Genomic DNA, 20,682 nt, shown 5'->3' on the forward strand with positions numbered 1-20,682 from the left:
TCCCGTGAGTGTTTTGGGTACTGGTTCCTGTAAGGATACTCAATTTTATGAAACCTGAACAGTTAATCACCGACGACACGTTTCTGGCCTGGTATTTTCAGACCGATGATGCCTGCGTCAGCAAGTGGGACAAGCTGATCCGTGACGATCTTGATCTGAAGGCGGCCGCAGACGAAGCGGTCGTACTCCTGAATCTGATTCATCAGCAAGAATACGGGCAGGTTAGTGACCGGCAGATTGATCAGTCGATGCAGCGCCTCAGGCACCGGATCGGTGAATGGGAGAAGGCGCAGCAGCCCCGGCCCGTATTCCGGATGTCGTACAGGAGGGCGTGGCAGCTGGCTGCCTGTCTAATCCTGATAGGGTTCGGGGTGTTCCGGGCCGGGCAATACAACCAGCCACACCACAGCTATGTAGCGGATGACAAACGGACAGACATTATACTAGCCGATGGTACAACAGTGACCCTCAATAAAGGGGCTGGTATAAAGGTAGCCGGTATGGAAGCCGGCGAAACTGCTGACCGCGAGGTGTGGCTGGAGGGAGAGGCCTTTTTTGATGTAAAGCATCTGACGGGCCACCGAAAATTCATTGTTCATTCGGGGGAGGTGGATGTCGTGGTCCTCGGCACGCGGTTTAATGTAAAGAACGGTCCGCAGCAAACCGCCGTAGCGCTCGAGTCGGGAAGGGTTGAGCTATCGGTGGCCGGTGATAAGGCCGGCAAACTGATTATGCAGCCCGGAGAGCTGATCGAATATTCCCGGCAGTCGGGCCGGCTGGCCAGGTCAGCCATAAATGTGAAAAACTATGCCGCCTGGCAACAGGGTAGCATTGTCTTTGAGAATGCAGATGCCGCCGTCTTGCAGCAAGTGCTCCGCGAGCGGTTTAACCTCAACGTAGACATCGGCGAAGGCGCGGGGTTGGGTGAGTTTAACGGCGTATTTCCGGCCGACGATCCGGCCTTGCTCATTAATGCCCTCGAAAAGACGTATCCCGGTCAGGTGGTACGGACGGAGGGCGGGCTGAAGTTCGTGAAAGCCGGTCAGCCGTAAGCAGACGAGTATACTAAATCCTTTCCTTTACCTGTATATGAAAAACCTTTCCATCCGAGTACTGGCATGCCGGTTCTGTTACCTGCTGCTATGTTGTCTGGCGCATCCGTCGCCGGGCCAGTTATTGGCGTCCCGGCAATCCGGCAGTACGCCGGAGCGCTATCAGACAGAAGCAAAGTCATTGAAAGTAAGGCTGCTGGAATTGCAGACGCGGTATAAGGTCTCGTTTTCGTACGACCGCCGGACGATTGACAACAAAGTTATTGAGTACGGCACGCAGACTTTTTCTACGCTTGAGCAGGAACTGGCTTTTATTGCGTCGTCGCTGCATCTGCGTTATGAAAAACTGTCGGGTAACCTGTATGTTCTGACGCCGGTGAAGAAAACGACGGGGCTGATGCCCGATCCGTTGCAGCCGTCGGCTATGCTGGCTGAGACCCTGACAGACCCGCCTGCGGGGGCTACTACGGCCGGTAAACGTATAGTAGATAACGTTATTACGGGTAAGGTTACGGCCAAAGCCGGCGGGACGCCGTTGCCGGGGGTAAATATCATCCTGAAAGGTACCCAAACGGGTACGGTAACAGGAACAGACGGTTCATTCCGGATGGAGGTGCCGTCGGCGAATGCCGTCCTGGTGTTCTCCTTTATCGGGTATCAGACAACGGAAGTGCCGATAGGCGGACAAACCTCTGTTCTGGTAGCGATGGAAGAAAGCGTGGCCATGCTGAATGAAGCTGTGGTGACCGCTCTTGGTATCAAGCGGGAAAAACGTTCACTGGGCTATTCGGTCGGCAACGTCGAGGGGGCGGCGCTTACCCAGACACCGCAGAATAATGTGCTTAATACACTGTCGGGAAAAGTGGCCGGGGTGCAGATTTCGCAGATGGGTGGCGGGGTTGGCTCGTCGGTCAGCATGATTATCCGGGGCGCCAATTCCCTGAACAGCGACAACCAGCCGCTGTTTGTCATTGACGGTGTACCGGTAGCTAATAAGCTGACGAATTCATTTTCGGGAGCCGATATGGGTAACCCTATCTCAGACATTAATCCCAACGATATTGCTACTATTTCGGTGCTGAAAGGCCCGAGCGCCGCAGCCCTTTACGGCTCACGGGCCGGCAGCGGTGTGGTCCTGATTACAACCAAGTCGGGAGCAGGGGCGAAAAAAGGCCTGGGCGTATCATTCAATACCGCGCTGGTGATGGACAAGCCGATCCAGTATGTACAGGTTCAGAACAAATTCGGGTCGGGTAAAACCGGTGCCCATGTATTGGAAGAGGCAGAAAACGAAAGCTGGGGAGCGCAGCTGGATGCCGGCGAAATGTGGGTGCAATGGAACAGCAACGGCCAGAAAGTTCCCCTGGTGTCGTACCCGAACCGCTTTAAGGATTTCTTCCGGACGGGTTTTACCAATACCAACAACGTGTCGGTCAACGGGAATTACGAAAAGGGTAATTTCCGTCTGTCGGCGGGAAACATGAAAAACACCGGCATTATCCCGAACACGGATTTGTCCCGGTTTACGATTACGCTGAACTCGGCCTATAACATTACCGATCACTTCCGTACGTCGGTCAGCCTGAACGTTACGCAGTCGGGTTCGGATAACCGGCCGATGATTGATGCCAGCCGGAATGATCCTGTCCGGAGTATTTACGAAATCGGCTCGCAGGTCAACATCAATGATTTGCGGGATTACTGGCTGCCGGGGCAGGAGGGAATTGCCCAGCGGAAATACAAAGACAAGCAGAACAATCCGTTTTTTCTGGTACACGAGAACACAACAGGCTTCAGCCGTGACCGGACAGTAGCGAAGATTCAGCTCGATTACGATCTCAGTAAAGACCTGATGCTGACCGGTAAATATGCCCGTGATTCCTACAATGAAATCTTTGAGGCCAAAAAGGCCTACAGCAATTTTGAGGCACTGAAAGGAGGTTACACGATTTCTAACGACTACCGGAAAGAAGAGAACCTGGATCTGATGCTGACGTATAAAAAGAACTTTACCGATAACTGGAGCCTGAATGCCATGGCCGGTGGTAACCGGCTGAGCCAGTATTACCGCGCGTTTTACAATGCCACCACCGAACTGGTCGTGCCCGGGTTGTATACCATTGCCAACGGAGCCCCCGGCACGTTTAACCCGGTCAGTTCCCTGGCGCAGAAACTGCTTTACGGCGTTTACGGGTCGGCCTCGCTGGGCTACCGCGACATGGTGTATCTGGACCTGACGGCCCGGAATGACTGGACCAGTACGCTGAAAAAAGGCAATAACTCGTACTTCTATCCCTCGGCTTCGCTGAGTGTACTGGCGTCGGAGCTGGTGCGGATGCCGCACTGGATTACGTTTGCCAAAGTCAGGGCGGGCTTTGCCCAGGTCGGCAATGATGTAGAGCCTTATAGCCGTTCGCAAACCTACAGTACGGCCCTCGACTGGGGGAGCGCCAAGCGGATGTATATGGGAGGCGTGCTCCGGAATCCGGACCTGAAACCGGAAATTTCGACCTCGCACGAGATCGGGATCGACATGAAGTTCTTTAAAAACCGGATCGGGCTGGAGGCCACTTACTACAAGCGCGGCAACAAAAACCAGGTGCTGTCGATCACCACGCCGATTGAGTCAGGGGCCAGTAATAAGCAGATCAATGCCGGTCTGGTTGAAAGTGAAGGGTTTGAGCTTGGTATCGTGACCACTCCGGTCAAAACGGAACATTTTTCGTGGGATATGAACTTTACCCTGACCCGTAACCGGACCTACATCCGTAAACTGGCCGACGGAATCCGGTATTTCTCCTTTACCTCGTACAGCGGCGCCGAGATCCGGACGTATGAAGGCGGGCAGATCGGTGATATTTTCATGGCCCCGATGCTGAAAGTAAAAGATCAGTCGTCGCCGTATTACGGTTATCCGATTGTGACCAGCGGCGGCCTTTATCAGACCGACAACGACCCGAATAACCTGGTGAAAATCGGTAACTTCAACCACACCTTTATCATGGGTATCCAGCCCACGATCCGGTATAAGCAGTTCAGTCTGTTTGCAAACATCGACTGGCGTCAGGGCGGGCAGTTTTATTCCAACACCATGATGTTTCTGGGCAACAACGGGATGCTGGACGAAACGCTGTCGGGTGTACCCTATGATCCGTCGCGGAGCCTAGCCGAGCAGATCAAGGCCGATCCGGAGCGGTATCTGGGGCAGTGGATCGGGGGCCGCAATGCCGCGTATGGCGGGCTCCCATGGCCTGAGGGAAGCGCCGAAGCATCGAAACGCGTACAGGATGCGAGCCTGAATCCGGGCGTGCTGGCTACGAAGGATGCAGCCGGTAATACCGTCTATGTGGAAAATCTGGGCGGTGCCGGCAGTAAATGGATTGATCCGTTCAGTGCCTATCGCTATGCTAACCGGCCTTTCCCCGACCGTAACCTCTATAGCGCAACGTATGTCAAACTGCGGGAAATCGCCATTACCTATATCCTGCCCAAAAGCATTACCAGCCGCCTGAAGGTGCAGAACGCCTCGTTCTCCATCGTCGGCAATAACCTGTATACCTGGACACAGCACGGCATTAAGGGGCTTGACCCCGAACGGGCATTCCGGCCAACCGGAACCAGCTGGTCGCAAGGCGTTGAATATTATAACGTTATGCCGATGACGGGTTCGCTGGGTTTCAAACTCAATGTAGATATTTAACCACTGACACTCATGACATTCACAGGAATAAAATCACTGGCTTCTGTTTTTCTGACCGGCTGTCTGCTTTTTTCGTGCCAGGATCTGACGCAGATTGATAAGAACCCCAATAGCCCCGAAGCGGTATCGTCCAACTATATCATGACCTACGTCCTGTCGAATACAGGGAAAGCTTTTTTCAGTCTGGGGCGGGACGGGTCTAAAATCGGGGCCGCTATGCAATACATGCAGGCAGGCACCAACGAAGGCGCAGCTGTCATCAACCAGTATGCCTGGACGCAGGAGAGTTGGGATACGTACTACGATATTCTCCGGAATAATCAGCTGATCTACGAAAAAGGGGTGAAGGAAAATAACCGGCTTTTTCAGGGAATTGCCCTGACTATGCGGGCGCTGGTCTACGGGCTGCTGACGGATCTGTACGGTAATATTCCGTATTCACAGGCCCTGAATGCCGCATCGGGGACCTTTTTTCCAAAATATGATGAGCAGTCGGCGGTGTACAAGGGTGTCATGACTGACCTGAAACAGGCCGTTACCTTGCTGAACAGTCTGGAGGCGAAGGATGCCGTAAACGCTACTTCAGACATTCTTTACAAAGGAGACGGGGCCAAATGGCGGAAGTTTGCCAACTCCCTCCGGTTGCGGTATGCCCTGCGGCTGGCCGATAAGCGTGCGGAGATGTCGGCCCTGGATGTCAACCTGCAGACCGAATTTACAGAGGCCGCTGCCGATGCCTTTACCAGCAATGCCGACGACGCATCCATGCTTTTTCCGGGAATCAGTGCCGATAATTCGGCCGCAGGCGGACCGCTCAATTCCCCGAATCCCAATTACCTGCTGAAGCCCGGAAAACCGTTTGTGGACAAACTGATTGCCCTTAACGATCCGCGTCTGTCGCGGTGGATACAGCCGGTACTGCGGAAATGGGATACGAAAGTGACCAAAGAAACCACCGTGGCGGTTAAAAATATGTATGGCGAAAGCTATTCGGTGGTCTATGTGCCCGCCACGACGGCCAGCGCCGACACGTCGCTGTATGTCGGGTTGCCAATCGGGTTGCCGATTACGCAGGCTATTTCTTACAACAAGGGCAACGATGCTACGGCCTACAACAACGAGCGGAATCCGTATATTTCGTTTCTGCACGAGCGCTACCGGAAGAATACCGACGCGTATGTACCGATGAACCTGATAACCTACAGCGAAGTCGAATTTATCCTGGCCGAAGCTGCGCTGGCGGGCAATTTCGGGGCTACCGATGCCGAAGGGCACTATAAAAAAGCCATCCGCGCGTCGATGGAGAAGGCGGGAGTGTTTACGGTTTCGTACGATTTTGAAAAATACTATGCGCAGACAGCAGTGGCCTATACCGCAGCTGCCAACAAGCAGGAGCGGATCATGGAACAGAAATGGCTGTCATCATGGTTCGGGATTCAGTCATGGTTCGACTGGCGGAGAACGGGTTACCCGGCCCTGAAGGCAGGCGAAGTCGCGCAGTATGGCAAGGCCTTACCGGTCCGGTATATGTATCCGGTCCCGAATCAGGATCCGTCGTACCTGACCAACTATAATGCTGCGGTTGAGCGGTTGGGGGCTACCAATTATATTCCCGCCGGTCAGAGCAAGGACCACCCGTATGCCAAAATGTGGGTGATACAGGGCACAGGTAAGCCCTGGAATTAAATCAGTTAAGCCGGAACCCGTAATGAGAATTATCGCTGCCGTATTGTTTTTCAGTATCTTTTTTACTGTCAGTGAGGTGCTGGCACGGGTAGACCTTTCCCGTGCCGGTATCTGTAATGTAGCCGGAGATGACCCGCTTACCACCCAAAGTATCCATGTGTTGCGGGAGGAGGTGGCCCGCCGGACCGGTATCTGGCTTCCGGTGTCGGTACGTATTGACAACCACGCCGGACCAACGGTGTTTCTGGTGCTCGAAACCACCCGGCTTCAGCTACCGGCACCGCTCCGGAAGGCCCTCGATGCGCTGCCGAAACCATCTGCTGAGGGGTTCCGGATTGTGACGCAGGGCAATGATGTGGTGGTCATCGAGGGGAAGGATGCCCGTGGGTTGCTGTACGGGATCGGCCGTCTGCTGCGGAAAGCTGAGATGACCAGCGGCAGAATCGTCCTTGCCGGGACGCTGCATCTGTCATCGAGTCCGAAATACATGGTCAGAGGCCATCAGCTCGGGTATCGGCCCAAAACCAACTCGTATGATGCCTTTACAGTGGCGGGGTTTGATCAGTACATCCGCGAACTGGCGCTTTTCGGAGCTAACAGCATCGAAATTATGCCTTCGGGCACAGACGACGACTCGACGAGCCGCCACATGAAGTTACCTGCCATGGAAATGGTCGCAGCACAGTCCCGGATCTGCATCAAATACGGGCTGGATTGCTGGATGTGGTACCCGAACATCGGTAAGGGGTTTTCGGACCCCGCGAAAGTCAGCCGGGAATTGCTGGTGCGGGAAGAGGTCTTCCGGAACGTCCCTAAGCTTGACGCCATTTTTGTGCCCGGCGGTGATCCCGGCGAACTCGAACCGGATGAGCTGTTTACGTGGCTCGGGAAAGTAGCCGGGGTGTTGAAAAAGCACCACCCCAAGGCAAAAATCTGGGTGTCGCCCCAATCGTTTAAACCGGAGAAGGCGTGGTTTGATGCTTTTTTCAGGCATGTCAACAGCGGTTATCCATGGCTGGGCGGTATTGTGTTCGGCCCGTGGGTGAAAGTGCCCGTTGAACAAATCCGTAAAATCGTGAAGCCCTCGATCCCGATCCGTAATTATCCGGATATTACCCATTCGATTGCCTGCCAGTATCCTGAGCCCGACTGGGATCCGGCCTGGGCGATGACACTGGGGCGTGAGGCCATCAACCCGCGGCCAACCGATGAAAAACTGTTCCACAATGCCGTGGCCCCCTATTGCATTGGCAGCATCAGTTATTCGGAAGGGACCAACGACGACGTTAACAAGTTTATCTGGAGCGATCAGGACTGGAATCCGGCCACCGACGTACGGGAAACCCTGAAAGACTACAGCCGCTTGTTTCTGGGCGCTGATCTGGCCGATGAAGGTGCCTTAGCCCTGGCCGCCCTGGAGCAGAACGTAAAAGGCCCCGTTTTAGCCGCAGCGCATATTGACCGCACATTACAGCGCTGGCAGGCCATGGAGCGCACGGCTTCCCCGTCTTTACGGGCCAATCCGCGGTTTCAGATGGGATTGATCCGGGCCTATTTTGATGCCTATATCCGCGAACGGAGTCTCTACGAAGCCGGCCTCGAGCGGCAGGCTTATGCCGCCTTGACCAGTTCGGCGGGGAGCGCAAAAAGCCGGGCGCAACAGGCGCTTGCCATGCTCCGGAAAGCCTGGGAGGAGCCGGTAGCCGCGCCGTTGAAAGCCAGATGCCTAGCGCTCGCCGACTCGCTTTACCGCAGCATCGGCGCCCAGCTGACCGTAGCCAGACATGGGGCGATGCCCGGGCGGGGAAATTTTATCGATAATCTGGATTATCCGCTGAATGATGCGCCCTGGCTCGTTCATGAGCTCAAGAAGACGGCAGATATGGATGAGGCAGGAGCGGCAAAGGTACTGGACGCCTTACTGAACAGGACCTACCCGGGCAAGGGCGGCACGTATGACCACTTTTTGAGTCCGCTGAGCAGAGCGCGTGTGCTGGGTAGGCTGAGCCGGGAAAAAGACCCCGGCAGCCTGCAGTCGCCCCGCGTCAGCTATACGGTAGGGTTGCCCGGAAAAGACTATTATGAGGCGTTTCCGGGAGTGACGACGCCGGTTCCGGTTGTGCCCAAAGCGTGGCATACGCAGATTGAGGTACTGTATGAAAACGTTTTACGCATTGCCTGCGATCAGCTGGATCCCGGGGCTGTTTATAAGGTGCGGGTGGTGTACACAGGGCGGTTTAAATCAACTATCCGGATGAAAACCGCTGATAATATCCTGATACACGATTACATCAAAGCCGGTCTCCGGCCCGAATACGAGTTTGACCTTCCGGCGGGGGCCATTAAAAACGGGAAAGTCATATTTGAATGGAACTGTAAAGCCGGTGAACGGGGCCTACAGCTCGCGGAACTATCGCTGATCCGGGTCAACTAATAAACGGAGAGGATCATACACGACTATGGTGCATGATCCTCTCCGTTTTTGTGTTTGTATGACTACCGGCTGCCGAGCTGCTTCAGCATACGCGTGTGTGCATAAATTGCGCCGAGAAACGATGGTTTCTGGTGATAGGTCAGTCCGAATTGTTCAGCTGTGGCCTTCACGATCGGAGCGATAGCGGGGTAATGGACGTGGCTGATGGTCGGGAACAGGTGATGCTCGATCTGGTGGTCGAGACCGCCGATAAACCACGAAAATGCTTTTGAACTTTTAAAGTTGGCGGTGCTCTCCAACTGATGAATGGCCCAGGCGTTTTCGATACAGCCCTGCTGGTTCAGCACGGGTTCGTCGATGCCTTCAACGAGGTGGGCCACCTGAAAGACCAGGCTGAGAATCAGGCCGGCAATGGCATTCATAACCAGATAGCCGATCAGCCACTGCCCGAATGTGATGTTGGTCAGCCAAAGCGGCAATACACAGACGAAGGCGATGTAAAACAATTTGCCGGCGATCAGAATCAGCACTTCATTGAGCGGAAACGGCTTGTTATGCTTCGATGTGGATTGCTTCCGGTACGTCCGCACCTGCCGGATGTCTTTCACCAGAAAAGAAAGTGTCATCATCGTATACAGCAGAAACGCGTACAGATGCTGATAGCGATGAAAGAACTGATAACGCTGGCAGGTCGACAGCCGCAGAAACGGCTTGCCGGTAATGTCTTCATCCAGCTGATCGATATTGGTATAGGTATGATGATTCAGGTTATGCTGAATCCGCCAGTTATAGACATTCCCCCCAAGCAAAAACAGGCTGGCACTGAATAACTGATTCAGGCGGTTATTTTCCGAAAAAGATCCGTGGTTGGCGTCGTGCATCACAGCCATGCCTACACCGGCAATCCCAAAACCCATGATGACCGTGCACAAGAGCATGACCGGTGCGCTAAGCTGGTTACTCAGAATCAGACCATATGGAATCAGGTAAAGACAAAGCATAAACACTGCTTTCAGCACCATAGGCTGTCCACCGGTTTTGGCGAGTGTATGCTGCTGAAAATGAGCATCAACCCGGTTTCTGAGCACCGAAAAAAAGCCGGACTTTTCGCGGTTAAGGAATTTGACGTTTAGGGGAGCGTTTGACATATTGCCGTAAAGAAAGGTTAAGTACAAGTAAGGTAAGTCCGTTTTGCTCACCAGTAACGGATGAGGCTACTTACGCAAACTGAAACGGCAATGATATAATAATAACGTACAAATCAGTGATAAATGTATATTACCTGATTGTAAAATATGCTGATTTATTTCAAAAATAAGATAAAATTCAGAATAAGTATTCCCATTATCGGTAAATAGCAAATATTCCTCTAGCGAGCCTTGTTTCAGGCACACCTTTCAGCCCTCCTGATAAAATACATCCGCTTTATTGGTTCGTGCACGCTAAATAGTGTACTTTTGGTAAATCACAGGTAACAACCGACTACTTCTCCTTCTTCTCCTGTTCTGAGCGGATGGTCTAGCGCGTCCCTAATCCATCACGCATGCGTCTCACTTCGTCATTGGTCTCAGAGAAACTTTGTTTTTCGTAGTAGCTGAAGGCTGCCAATACAAGCCAGCCTGTCCGTTTTGTGATAACCGGATAAATAGATGTTTACAACCTGTCTGATCGGGTGGGTAATCAATGTTTGTGCAGATAGTTAAGGCTTGAATTGTTGTAAACGAGTTTTGTACATGACTGATCATTTAACGGGTTTCCCGATTTTGCTTATTGATGATGAACCTGTTTTTCTGGATATAATAAACCGGGTTACTCGTGAACATTTTCCCGGAGTTTCGTTCATCAGCTGTAAAAATGGAAACGAAGCAGTTGCCTATTTAACACAAAAGGAAAATGTCCGCCCCAGGCTTATTCTGCTGGATCTGTTTCTGAGTCCTATGGAGCCAAGCGGCCTTACCCTGTTGATAGAAATAAAAAAGCAGCTGGCTGATTTTCAGTTGCCTATTGTGGTGATTTCGAGCTACTCAGAAGAATCGTTGGTGCAAAAAGCCTACGATTTAGGAGCGAGTTCGTTTATTGAAAAACCAACTAATCTGCGCGGCTGGAAAACCATGGTGAAGAATATGCTGGACTATTGGAAAGACAATAATATTCCGGAAGTTAAACCGGCAAACGAGCAAACTCCTTCCGTGGTGCCGAAAACGCCCCCCTACAAGTAGCCCTAAGGCCTGGCCAGGCGCGTAGCACCGGTATCGTGCCTGCGGTTTACCGGACGGCACTCTCCAGCAAACGGATTGTTCCCTTACCGGCGTCGATTTCGGCATCCAGCCCTACCGGCACCGTGAATTTATCCTTAATATGGCCGATCATGGCACCGGTAAACGCCGGTTTGCCGAGCGGGGTAATGTGGTCGGCAAAAATATCTTCCATGGTCAGCGAGCCGTAGCCGCCGCTGCCCGGATCGCATTTGGTACACTTTCCGAATACAAAACCGCTGATCTGCGCCAGGATACCCGACAGCTTGAGCTGCGTCAGCATACGATCCATGCGGTAAACATCTTCGCCTACATCTTCAATAAACAGCACGGCGTTTTTCCAGTCGGGCAGGTAAGAGGAACCGATCAGGTGGCTCAGTACGGTCAGATTACCGCCGAGCAGCCGGCCACGGGCCGTACCGGCCGTAAGCGTCGTGATGCGGTCAGCGACCTGCGTCAGGTTATCGCCCTTGTCGGCCGGGTTCTGCATCGTCACCGCTTCGCCATCCATCAGAACGCGCCGGAACCAGCCGACGGTATACGCATTCCAGGTCGCTGAGCCTACCGGCCCGTGAAACGTAATGAGACTGGTTTTTGCATAAATGCCCAGCAACAGGGCCGTAATGTCGCTGTAGCCAATGAGCGGTTTCGGATGGCGCCGTATGGCCGCATAGTCGAGGAGCGGCAACAGGCGGGCACATCCCCAGCCGCCGTGCATCGCCACGACGCCCTTGATGTCGGGGTCGGTAAAAAAGGTGTTCAGGTCGGCCGCCCGGTCGGCATCACGCCCGGCCAGATACCCGTACCGTTCGTAGAAATGGGCTCCCAGCCGTGTTTTAAACCCCAGCGCCTGCAACGATTCAATGGCAATCTGCACGTCTTCCCTGCTGTAAGCCGGTGCCGCCGGACAGAACAGACCGATGGTATCGCCTGGCTTCAGGCGGTTAGGTTTCAGGCTGTCGGCCGACAGCGTTGGCAGGCTGAGCGCAGGGGCCAGCGAGGCTAGTTTGAGGAACGAACGGCGAGTTGACATAGAGCAAATATAAACAAATACGCCTGATCCGGTTAATCAGGCCAAAACAACACCTCAGCCGGTGCTTTTGCCAGTTGGCGGAAAACGTGTTTCCGGAGTTGGCGGCTGTGTACCAGTTTTGTACCAGCAAACAACAACTACATGAACATGAAAACGTCTTCTTTCGCCCGTACTGCCGTTATGGCGGTTTTATGCATCGCCGCCCTGACCGGCTGTAAAAAAGAAACCGAACCATCGCCGGAGCTGTCGGCACGGGTAACCGGTTCGTATACCATCTCGACTATTGAGACAGGTGGTAAAACGTATCAGGCCGGACAGACAAACCTTAAAGGTGGTCTGACCGTTGTACGTGAGTCAGAAACATCGGTCGGTATCGATCTGAACATCACAACTAAAGATAACGGTGACTTTCTGCAAGGTAATGTCAGCGACGTGTCGCTGACCGATGCCGGAAACGGGGAGGTCAATCTGGTAAAAAGCGGGGATAACTTCGGTAAAGGCGGGAATGGCCGGATCTCGGTCAAAGTCTCGGATTCGAATGATCAGGACATGATCATCACCCTCAAAAAATAAACGGAACGGGCATCGTCGCCGGAACCACAGGCTGATTCTGGTCAATCGTCTGTGGTTTGGGTGGCGGTGCCCGTTTTGTGGGTACTCACTAGCCTTTCACGGGGTTGGCAGCGTAGTATGGGTAGCGTGCTCCGGCAGATGAAAACACCCCTGTCCGGCCGAAACCGTTATGAAACTGCTGCTGCTGCTTATCCCGGGTCTGTGTCTGTTATGGGGTCTGCCTGATCCGTCTGCTGATGCCGTGTTTCCGGCCGAAATGGTTTCGTTTACACCCTATGCCGGTAATCCGGTGTTTACGGGTACGGGCGAACCGGCAACCTGGGACCATACCATCCGCGAACGGGGCTACATCCTGCACGAAGGCAAAACCTGGCACATGTGGTATACGGGTTACCGGAAAGGCAGCGACGACAAAACCAAACTGCTGGGCTATGCCACCTCCGCCGACGGCCTGCACTGGACCCGCTATCCGGCCAACCCGATTCATCAGGGGCTTTGGGTGGAGGACATGTGCGTACTGAAAGACGGCAATACCTGGTATATGGCCGCCGAAAGCCGCGATGATATCGCACACCTGCTGACCTCTGCCGACCGGATTCACTGGCAGGATCAGGGAGCAATTGATATTCGCTATAAAAACGGGCAACCGCTCAGCAAAGGCGCCTATGGTACGCCCACACTCTGGAAAGAGGGCAAACGCTGGTATCTGTTCTACGAACGTAACGACGAAGCCGTCTGGCTGGCAACTTCTACCGACCTGAAAACGTGGACCAACGTGCAGGACGAACCTGTCCTCGACAAAGGCCCTGACGCCTACGACCGTTTTGCTGTGGCGATGAATCAGGTGGTGCGTTACAAAGGCCGCTACTATGCTTATTACCACGCCAGTGCCTTTAAAGACTGGCGCGAGTGGTCGGTCAACGTGGCGGTTTCGACCGACCTGATTCACTGGAAAAAATACCCCGGCAACCCGGTTATGGGCAATAATGCGTCGAGTGGGATCCTCGTCAGCGATGGTGGCAAGTACCGGCTTTATACCATGCATCCCGAAGTCAGGGTGTATTTCCCGAAGTAGTGATCAGGCTCCTCCGTTACGGTTGCGGACGTTTTGAGATATACACGACGCCCCGGCCCGACTTGCTGTTACAGAAAAAGAAGTTTTCGCCGGCATGTCCCCGGCCGCAGACGGCATCAGTACCGGCAATGTATAAACGCTGTTGCCGGTCGAGATAAAGGCTCCGTAGCTGATGCAGCTGAGGCAGGTCAATACGCCGGTTGGTTTGGGCGATGATGCCCGGTGTTTCAAAACGACGGGTTGCCTGTGTCGGAGGGTCTAGATATACCCGGTTAATGGCATACTCTGTTCCGGAGGTTGATCTGACCGGGTTTACGGCGAGGGGAGAGGGGCTTGCTTTCTCAAATGCATCCAGATCAGGGTTGTACCGGCGATACGGCTGCCACGTTACCCCGTCGTCGGTACTGAACCTGCTGGCATTGGTCAGGGATTGTGCCAGACCGTTTCGCGTGAGTAATCCGTCAAAAGCAAACAACGTGTCTCTGTACATCAGAAAGCCAAACACTGACGCTGTCGGCTGCGCTACTTTCTGCCAGTTTTTCCCCTGATCTGTCGAGCGGAAAACGGAGGTAATGGTAGAAATCAGCAATGTGTTGTCGTAGTCACCCCATACGCCAAAGATTTCTTCGTCAACGGGCGCCTTGATCGTGTACCAATCCGGATATTCAGGAGAAATAGTATCCGGGTCTGGCTTCTGACAGGAGAATGCCAGAAAAAGCATGGCGTAGCAGAAAAAGCGGTACATAAAGATCGTGATGTGTTTATTATTTTGCGTAAATGTATACAAAAAATACTTGCACGATCAATGACCTGATTTAACGGACTGAGGTAGTTGCCGGCGGAAAAACTACCTTGTCCTCAGGCGCCGGTCAGCCGTTTGGCATGTTTACGGATAAAAAACGAGCCCAGTCCGGTTGTGATGGCCGTTGCTATGAGGACAAGCATCCAGAAACGCCCCATGGGTAACGTACGGGTTGTCAGTTCGGCCCAGAAGGCAGCATACAGCCCGACTACCGACCAGTTCATAAAGTAATAATGCCAGTGCAGCCAGTTCTTCACCTTTTTCCGGAAGAGTGCCGGCACAAAGCCGCCTGCAATGGTTATGGTGCTGAAGATGGCGAGGGCATGGAACGGGCCGAAGCGCCCAAATAAATGATAGATCAGGAACGCGCTGCTGTTGGTGAGCAGCATGCTGATGACATACACGTAACCGATGCGCCGGTGCATCAGGCCTCGTTTAGGAAGTGCAATGACCAGACCGCCTGCCACCATGGCTACTACGGCAAAAAATACGTGGATAAGCCCTGTCGTCGAGTGTATCATAAAGCTATGGGTGCATAAAAGTATGCCCAAACATAGCGTATTGACGGCTGACAAACCGATGATTTTCCGATAAACAAGGCCTTTTGGCCGATATACGGGCGTTTTTCCGGAGCAGGTAAAAGACCGTTTTAAAAAAACAGTCCCTGCCCGCGGGATACACAACGGGTAGGGACTGATACCGAAAAAGCGGTTATGCTGATTGTATAAATGCCAGCAGGTCGGCGTTGATCGTAGCCGCTTCTGTGGTTGGCATGCCGTGCGGGAAGCCGGGATAGGTAATCAGGCTGCCGTGCTGAAGCAGTTTGATCGCTTTCCGTGCCGTAATGTCAATCGGAACAATCTGATCGTCTTCGCCGTGCAGCACCAGCACCGGGATCGTCAGGCTCTTGAGGTCTTCCGTGAAATCGGTTTCCGAGAAGGCTTTGATGCCGTAATAATGCGCGTTGATCCCGCCCATCATGCCCTGCCGCCACCAGTTATCCCGCACGCCCTGTAATTCCGTAGCACCCGGCCGGTTGTAGCCGTAGAACGGTATCGTAAACTCATGGAAATACTGCTGACGCCGGGTCGCGGTGTTCTCGCGGATGTCGTCAAAAACGGCCATCGGCACGCCGTCCGGATTGCTCTCATTCTGAACCATCAACGGCGTTACGGCACTAATCAGAACTGCTTTTGCAATCCGTCCCTGAGCGTATTTGGCGGCATATCGTGCCACGACTCCGCCACCCGTAGAGTGACCGATGTGGATGGCCTCTTTCAGGTCGAGAAACTCCGCCAGCTCGGCAGAGTCGGCGGCATAGGTATCAATGTCGTGTCCGTGGGTGGTCTGCGTAGTGCGTCCGTGTCCGCGGCGGTCATGGGCAATTACCCGGTAGCCGTGTTGCAGGAAGAACATCAGCTGAGCGTCCCAGTCGTCGCTGGACAGCGGCCATCCATGATGAAAGACAAGCGGTTGGCCGGTTCCCCAGTCTTTGTAATACAGTTCAGTACCGTCTTTCAGTTTTAACGTAGGCATAGCTTTGGAGTTTATTGGTTCGTGATGCCGGCGAGGGCTAAAGCCTGTCGGTTTTCCTGAACAAAGGTGGGCCTTACGGGCTGACAAATCGCGGTATGAATCGCTGATAATACGGTACTTTCAGTGGTTTCTCAGAGATGGGAACCATGGTAGCCTACTTCTTCATAATCGTCAGTTCGTTTCCGTTTTGCCGGGTATAGAGCGTAAAGGGCGTACCGCCACGCTGGTAATCCGGTACGATAAAGACCGAGCTACTGCCCCGGTCGCGGACGCCCGGCACGCAGTAATCGACCGGTGAGCTATCGCCGACCGGCGATGGTACCGGCTATTACGACCCAAGTCGGTTTTGTGTTCAGAAGCAAAGAAAGAAGGGAATGATACGATGGGAAGTGGTTTTATGGTAAAACCGGAAACATTAATGGCGTTTTTGTAACTTATATTTTAATAATGTTGCTAAACGGATTAAAGTTTAGTTAATCTTAGGCAAGGTCGGGTGACACTGATGGCTGCTAAGTAAATAGATAGTTTCTTTGGACGAACATATAAATATTCACTTGAACAAGTCTTTAATGCCCGGCCGTTTTTGAGCCGGGCATTTTTTTGAGGGTCTTCATGTGCCAGCCGCACATCATCAGCCGCATCCCGATGGATGTCATAATAAGGTGGAGGGAGTTGACATCGCGTAGTCTGGTCGCAAAGATACCAGTGTGTTCAGCTGTGTAATCAATTTATAATGAGTAGTATAGGTACGGATGATGGCGGGCCTGCCATCATCATAAGCACTACTTTGTTTTGGCGAAATAAGCATACGTCAGTTTCGCAATGTCGGCAATGATCCGCTCATTGGCCTCAATCCCCTCGGTTGAGTTGGTGACGAATACGCTGATCGCAACGTGCTTGCCATTGGGCAGTGTCATGAATCCGGCATCGTTGACGGCGCCCATCATGCCGCCTTTGTTTGTGCCCGATGTCCCGGTTTTATGGGCAATCGGTGTACCGGCCGGCAGGCCTTTTTTCAGTCGGTCGGGACCGGTTACGGTGCTCAGCATCACATCCCACAAAAACGTATGACTGGCAGGCGACAGGATTTTTTTCTCGTAAAACAGCTTCATCAAACTGATCATGGCCTTTTGCGTAGTCCGGTTGGTGTATTGCACGTCCCAGTTGCCTTTGGCCTGCATTTTTTCTTCTGTCGCCGCGATAAAAACATCCCAGACGCCGAGTTGATGGATGAAGTCGTTGACCGGTTTTGTGCCGCCGAGGAGCCGGAACAGGTAATCGCAGGCGCTGCCGTCGCTTTCGGCGACCATGTACCGGATAATCTCCGACAGCGGCAGTTCGACACCGTTAGGATGGGCCTCGCCGATAGGGCTGTACAGATCGGGCACCAGATCGCTTTTCCGGATACGCATTTTCTGCGTGAGCCGGAACCGGCCCTTATCCACTTCTTTCAACACGGCTAAGGCAACGTGAAACTTGTACACGCTCTGCATCGGCGCGTATTTATCGCCATTGATATAGAGCGATTGCCGGCTGCCGATGTCATAGATACCCACGCTGACCGTTGCTTTTTTCCGGCTGATAACCTGGTTAATTTCAGCCTGTAATCGGGTAATCTGGCCAAAGACCGGAGAGAGGGTAACGAGCAGCCCGGCGACGAGCAAAGTGGTTCTCATGCGTGTAGCAGATGGTAAGGATGTTTGTGTGGTAAAGATAGCGAACAAACACATTCCCGTTGTTAACCGTACGGGCAACAACGGGAATAATTCAAACGTCTATTGCTGCCGGCAGGTATCTGTAACTGTTTGCCGGTAAGTTACCGGTGGACAGCCAGGGCCGCTACTGACCGTAACGGTATATGATCCTGGTAAAACAATATCAGGTGTAGTAAACCGATAAGTATCTGCCTGCCGGTATACGGTACTGTAGACGTAACCGCCAGGGCCTGTTATGGTGAAGGTTGACCCGTTACCGGTTACAATTATAGAACCCTGACAGCGGCCAGCTGAAGGGATATATACACTACTGCCTATTGTGGGTGGTACGGCTTCGGCAAGCGAAATACTGCCGGTGCCGGTACAGCCGCTTCCCGGCATACTGTTGATCGTGTAAGTTCCTGCCGAGCTCACAGAAAAAATGCCGGTGGTGTTCGTTTGCAGGCCGCCCGGACCGGTCAGGGTATAACTGCTGTTGCCCGCTGCTGCCGTCAGGATAATTGCGCTGGTCTGGCTGCATTGAAACGAAGTCTGGCTGGCCGAAACGCTGATTGTTGTCGTAGATGTTGCCTGACCAATCAGTATAGAAGTTGAAGCCGTACAGCCGTTTAATCCCGTAACCGATACCCCGTAAGTGCCGCTGACAGCGACTGTAATGCTGGTTGCCGGTGAATTGTCCGACCACCGGATCTGAGTGCCGGAGGTATTGACCGTTAAAACAGATGACAGGTTTACACAACTAAGCGTCGAGGTTGAGGCGTTGATGGTTACTGTCGGGAGTACTTTATCCCCGCTTATCTGACTGGTTGCCACGTTTGAGCAACCATTGGCATCAGTAACAATGACTGAATAGGTGCCGGGCTGATTAATACTTACCGTACTGGCAGAAGACGGGCTGCCCGACAGAAGCCCGTTGTTATTACTGAAACTGTAGGTAAGTGCACCGGAGCCCGTAGCCGTTGCCGACAGCGTAGTGGCGGGTGTAGTGCAATTAAGGCTGTTGCTGGCGGCCAGACTGACGGTGGGGGCCAGGGTATTACTGGTGACCGTCGTGGATGCGATGGCCGTACAGCTGTTGCCGCCGGTAACAATGACTGAATAGGTGCCGGGCTGATCAACAATGATCGTATTATCCCGGAGTGTGATTGGAGTTGGACCATCAAATCGATAGGTCAGGCCGGTTCCGGTGGCTTGTGCTGTGAGCGTCAGGCTTTGACGTGAGCAGGTTAGCTCTCCGGCCGGACTGGCTTGCAATACCGCACTGGCCGGAGCCGTAGTACTGCCCGTTACCGTAGCTTCTGCTACGGCCGAGCACCCTCCGGCATCGGTGACGGTGACCGAATAGATACCGGCAGCGTTGACCGTGGCTCCATTAGACGTACCGGTCTGATTCGCGCCTGATCCAAAGGTATACGTTAGTCCTGCCGGGTAAGCCGTCAGGGTTACGCTGGTTGAAGTACAGCTAATAACACCACTGGCTGTCAGACTGGCCGGAATAATGGCCGTAGTGCTTTTAACGGTTGTACTGGCGGTTGCCGTACAACCGTTGGTACTTTGTGCCGTTACGGTATACGTTCCGGCAGCACTGACACTGACTATGGGTGTTTCTGAAAAATTTCCGGAAAGGCTTTCGCCCGAGAACAGATAACGGTTGCCTCCGCTGGCCGTTAGCGAAGCCACCGGCCGCGCACAGGTCAGCGTTGCAGAGGTTAGTGTCACGTCGGGTTTTGGGTTAATCGTCAGTTCAAACGCGGCCGAAGTCACGCTGTTACAATTACTCGTAGCCATGACAATATAAGACCCTGAATCGGTGGGTTTTGTGTCGGTTAGTGATAAAACAGGAGAGGTCTGCGCTGTTCCTACGGGTGTGCCGTCCTTGTACCATTGATACGTTTGCGGAGCGTCCTGATAGGCTGTTGCGACAGCAGACAGGCTAACGCCGCTACCTTCACAGGCAACCGGATTATTGCTGCCGGCACTTACCGAAAGTAGCCCGGCTACAGTAACAGGGATACATCCTGTGGGGCCGCTGGTAATATCAGCCGATTTGGCTGCTATATATACACTCTTAGCGCCGGGACTCACTCCCGCAAAGGAAATATCCCTGGTGATTGGCGTAACCAGTCCTTGCGGGGTTGCCGTGAATGACGTTACTGAAATGCTTTGTCCCGAGCAATCACTGCCCTCATAGATGGTTTGTGTGATGGTTAATGCTGAAGGGGAGTTACTCCAGAGTGCATAGGCGCTCGGCGATGTACTGCCGGAACAAACCGAAATACTGTTGACCGTTCGTATATAGAGAACTTCTGGCGCATTGACATTGTTGGATTGTGCCAATAGTGTCTGGCCGGATGTAGCCAGTATACTGAGCAGTATCAGCCAGATCAGCCGGATGCTGTGACAGGCCTGGCCGCTTTTGGGAGCACGTAGATACGTGTATATGTTTTTCATAGCAACGTGAATGATGATTAGTGCTCAAAAGAGCAGATTTGTATGATTGGTGAGAGATTTACTGGCCTTTATGGTTACATTTAATTTGTTATTCTGTTATTTAGGTCAGTTAATTTACGAACGTCAAGGAAGGTATGCGTAATGGTAACACGTATTTTCCGGAAATAAATTTTCTGTGTTAGTGAGTATGCGTCAATAGAAGACAGATACGTTTGTTATTATCCGTCTACTTTTCATTCTCATGGTACTGTCAGGGACAGATCAGTTGACCTCGTTCAAAGGGGGAGAAAATCTTAAGTTGCATGGTGCATCGCTCCGTAGAAGCGCCACTGCTCAGCATCGGCAGGTATCGTTTTATGTGTCGTACCTA

15 protein-coding genes are annotated in these 20,682 nt (G+C 53.0%); 7 read left to right on the plus strand and 8 right to left on the minus strand.

All coding sequences use genetic code 11. The features are described from left to right. Positions 1-47: 47 nt before the first annotated feature. From BLX24_RS06155 to BLX24_RS06170, 4 genes are read left to right on the plus strand one after another with little or no spacing between them, the layout of a single operon-like run. Positions 48-1,052, plus strand: a complete 1,005-nt coding sequence (locus BLX24_RS06155) for a FecR family protein (protein ID WP_143092578.1) — start codon at positions 48-50, stop codon at positions 1,050-1,052. Between the two features lie 37 nt (positions 1,053-1,089). Further along, the gene (locus tag BLX24_RS06160) at positions 1,090-4,752 is read left to right on the plus strand and encodes a SusC/RagA family TonB-linked outer membrane protein (protein WP_083421824.1); all 3,663 of its coding nucleotides are present in this window, start codon (positions 1,090-1,092) and stop codon (positions 4,750-4,752) included. Between the two features lie 12 nt (positions 4,753-4,764). Beyond that, positions 4,765-6,438 (plus strand): SusD/RagB family nutrient-binding outer membrane lipoprotein, encoded by a 1,674-nt coding sequence (locus BLX24_RS06165; protein WP_071502197.1) that lies wholly within the window; start codon positions 4,765-4,767, stop codon positions 6,436-6,438. 22 nt (positions 6,439-6,460) lie between these two features. After that, complete coding sequence (locus tag BLX24_RS06170; RefSeq protein ID WP_229201714.1) at positions 6,461-8,872, plus strand: hypothetical protein; 2,412 nt, start codon at positions 6,461-6,463, stop codon at positions 8,870-8,872. Positions 8,873-8,934: 62 nt separating this feature from the next. On the opposite strand, the gene BLX24_RS06175 is transcribed toward BLX24_RS06170, so the two are convergent. Then, entirely contained in the window at positions 8,935-10,020 is a 1,086-nt protein-coding gene (locus BLX24_RS06175; protein ID WP_071502198.1) for a fatty acid desaturase family protein, read from the minus strand. Positions 10,021-10,635: 615 nt separating this feature from the next. Between BLX24_RS06175 and BLX24_RS06180 the strand changes: the two genes are divergently transcribed. Continuing rightward, positions 10,636-11,091: a response regulator gene (locus tag BLX24_RS06180; protein ID WP_177225786.1), complete on the plus strand. Its 456-nt coding sequence runs from the start codon at positions 10,636-10,638 to the stop codon at positions 11,089-11,091. A 46-nt stretch (positions 11,092-11,137) separates the two neighbouring features. On the opposite strand, the gene BLX24_RS06185 is transcribed toward BLX24_RS06180, so the two are convergent. After that, a complete protein-coding gene (locus tag BLX24_RS06185) occupies positions 11,138-12,160 on the minus strand; it encodes a S66 peptidase family protein (RefSeq protein WP_071502200.1) in 1,023 nt (340 codons plus the stop codon). Between the two features lie 147 nt (positions 12,161-12,307). Between BLX24_RS06185 and BLX24_RS06190 the strand changes: the two genes are divergently transcribed. Then, positions 12,308-12,733 carry a hypothetical protein gene (locus tag BLX24_RS06190; protein WP_143092579.1) on the plus strand — a complete coding sequence of 142 codons (426 nt, stop codon included), beginning with the start codon at positions 12,308-12,310 and terminating at the stop codon, positions 12,731-12,733. 169 nt (positions 12,734-12,902) lie between these two features. After that, complete coding sequence (locus BLX24_RS06195; RefSeq protein ID WP_071502202.1) at positions 12,903-13,808, plus strand: glycoside hydrolase family protein; 906 nt, start codon at positions 12,903-12,905, stop codon at positions 13,806-13,808. A gap of 16 nt (positions 13,809-13,824) precedes the next feature. Here BLX24_RS06195 and BLX24_RS06200 read toward each other — a convergent pair whose 3' ends face one another. The 6 genes from BLX24_RS06200 to BLX24_RS06220 form a co-directional block, all read right to left on the minus strand. Beyond that, the gene (locus tag BLX24_RS06200) at positions 13,825-14,553 is read right to left on the minus strand and encodes a WD40/YVTN/BNR-like repeat-containing protein (protein WP_071502203.1); all 729 of its coding nucleotides are present in this window, start codon (positions 14,551-14,553) and stop codon (positions 13,825-13,827) included. A gap of 113 nt (positions 14,554-14,666) precedes the next feature. Then, complete coding sequence (locus BLX24_RS06205; protein WP_083421825.1) at positions 14,667-15,131, minus strand: DUF2306 domain-containing protein; 465 nt, start codon at positions 15,129-15,131, stop codon at positions 14,667-14,669. Between the two features lie 190 nt (positions 15,132-15,321). Beyond that, positions 15,322-16,146: an alpha/beta fold hydrolase gene (locus tag BLX24_RS06210; RefSeq protein WP_071502205.1), complete on the minus strand. Its 825-nt coding sequence runs from the start codon at positions 16,144-16,146 to the stop codon at positions 15,322-15,324. A 154-nt stretch (positions 16,147-16,300) separates the two neighbouring features. Continuing rightward, positions 16,301-16,426, minus strand: a complete 126-nt coding sequence (locus BLX24_RS33820; RefSeq protein WP_262482976.1) for a hypothetical protein — start codon at positions 16,424-16,426, stop codon at positions 16,301-16,303. A 502-nt stretch (positions 16,427-16,928) separates the two neighbouring features. After that, the gene (gene bla, locus BLX24_RS06215) at positions 16,929-17,822 is read right to left on the minus strand and encodes a class A beta-lactamase, subclass A2 (protein ID WP_071502206.1); all 894 of its coding nucleotides are present in this window, start codon (positions 17,820-17,822) and stop codon (positions 16,929-16,931) included. Positions 17,823-17,921: 99 nt separating this feature from the next. Then, entirely contained in the window at positions 17,922-20,312 is a 2,391-nt protein-coding gene (locus BLX24_RS06220) for an immunoglobulin domain-containing protein (protein WP_071502207.1), read from the minus strand. Positions 20,313-20,682: the final 370 nt, after the last annotated feature.

It is taken from the genome of Arsenicibacter rosenii, from assembly GCF_001870735.1.
GTDB classification, from domain to species: Bacteria; Bacteroidota; Bacteroidia; order Cytophagales; family Spirosomataceae; genus Arsenicibacter; species Arsenicibacter rosenii.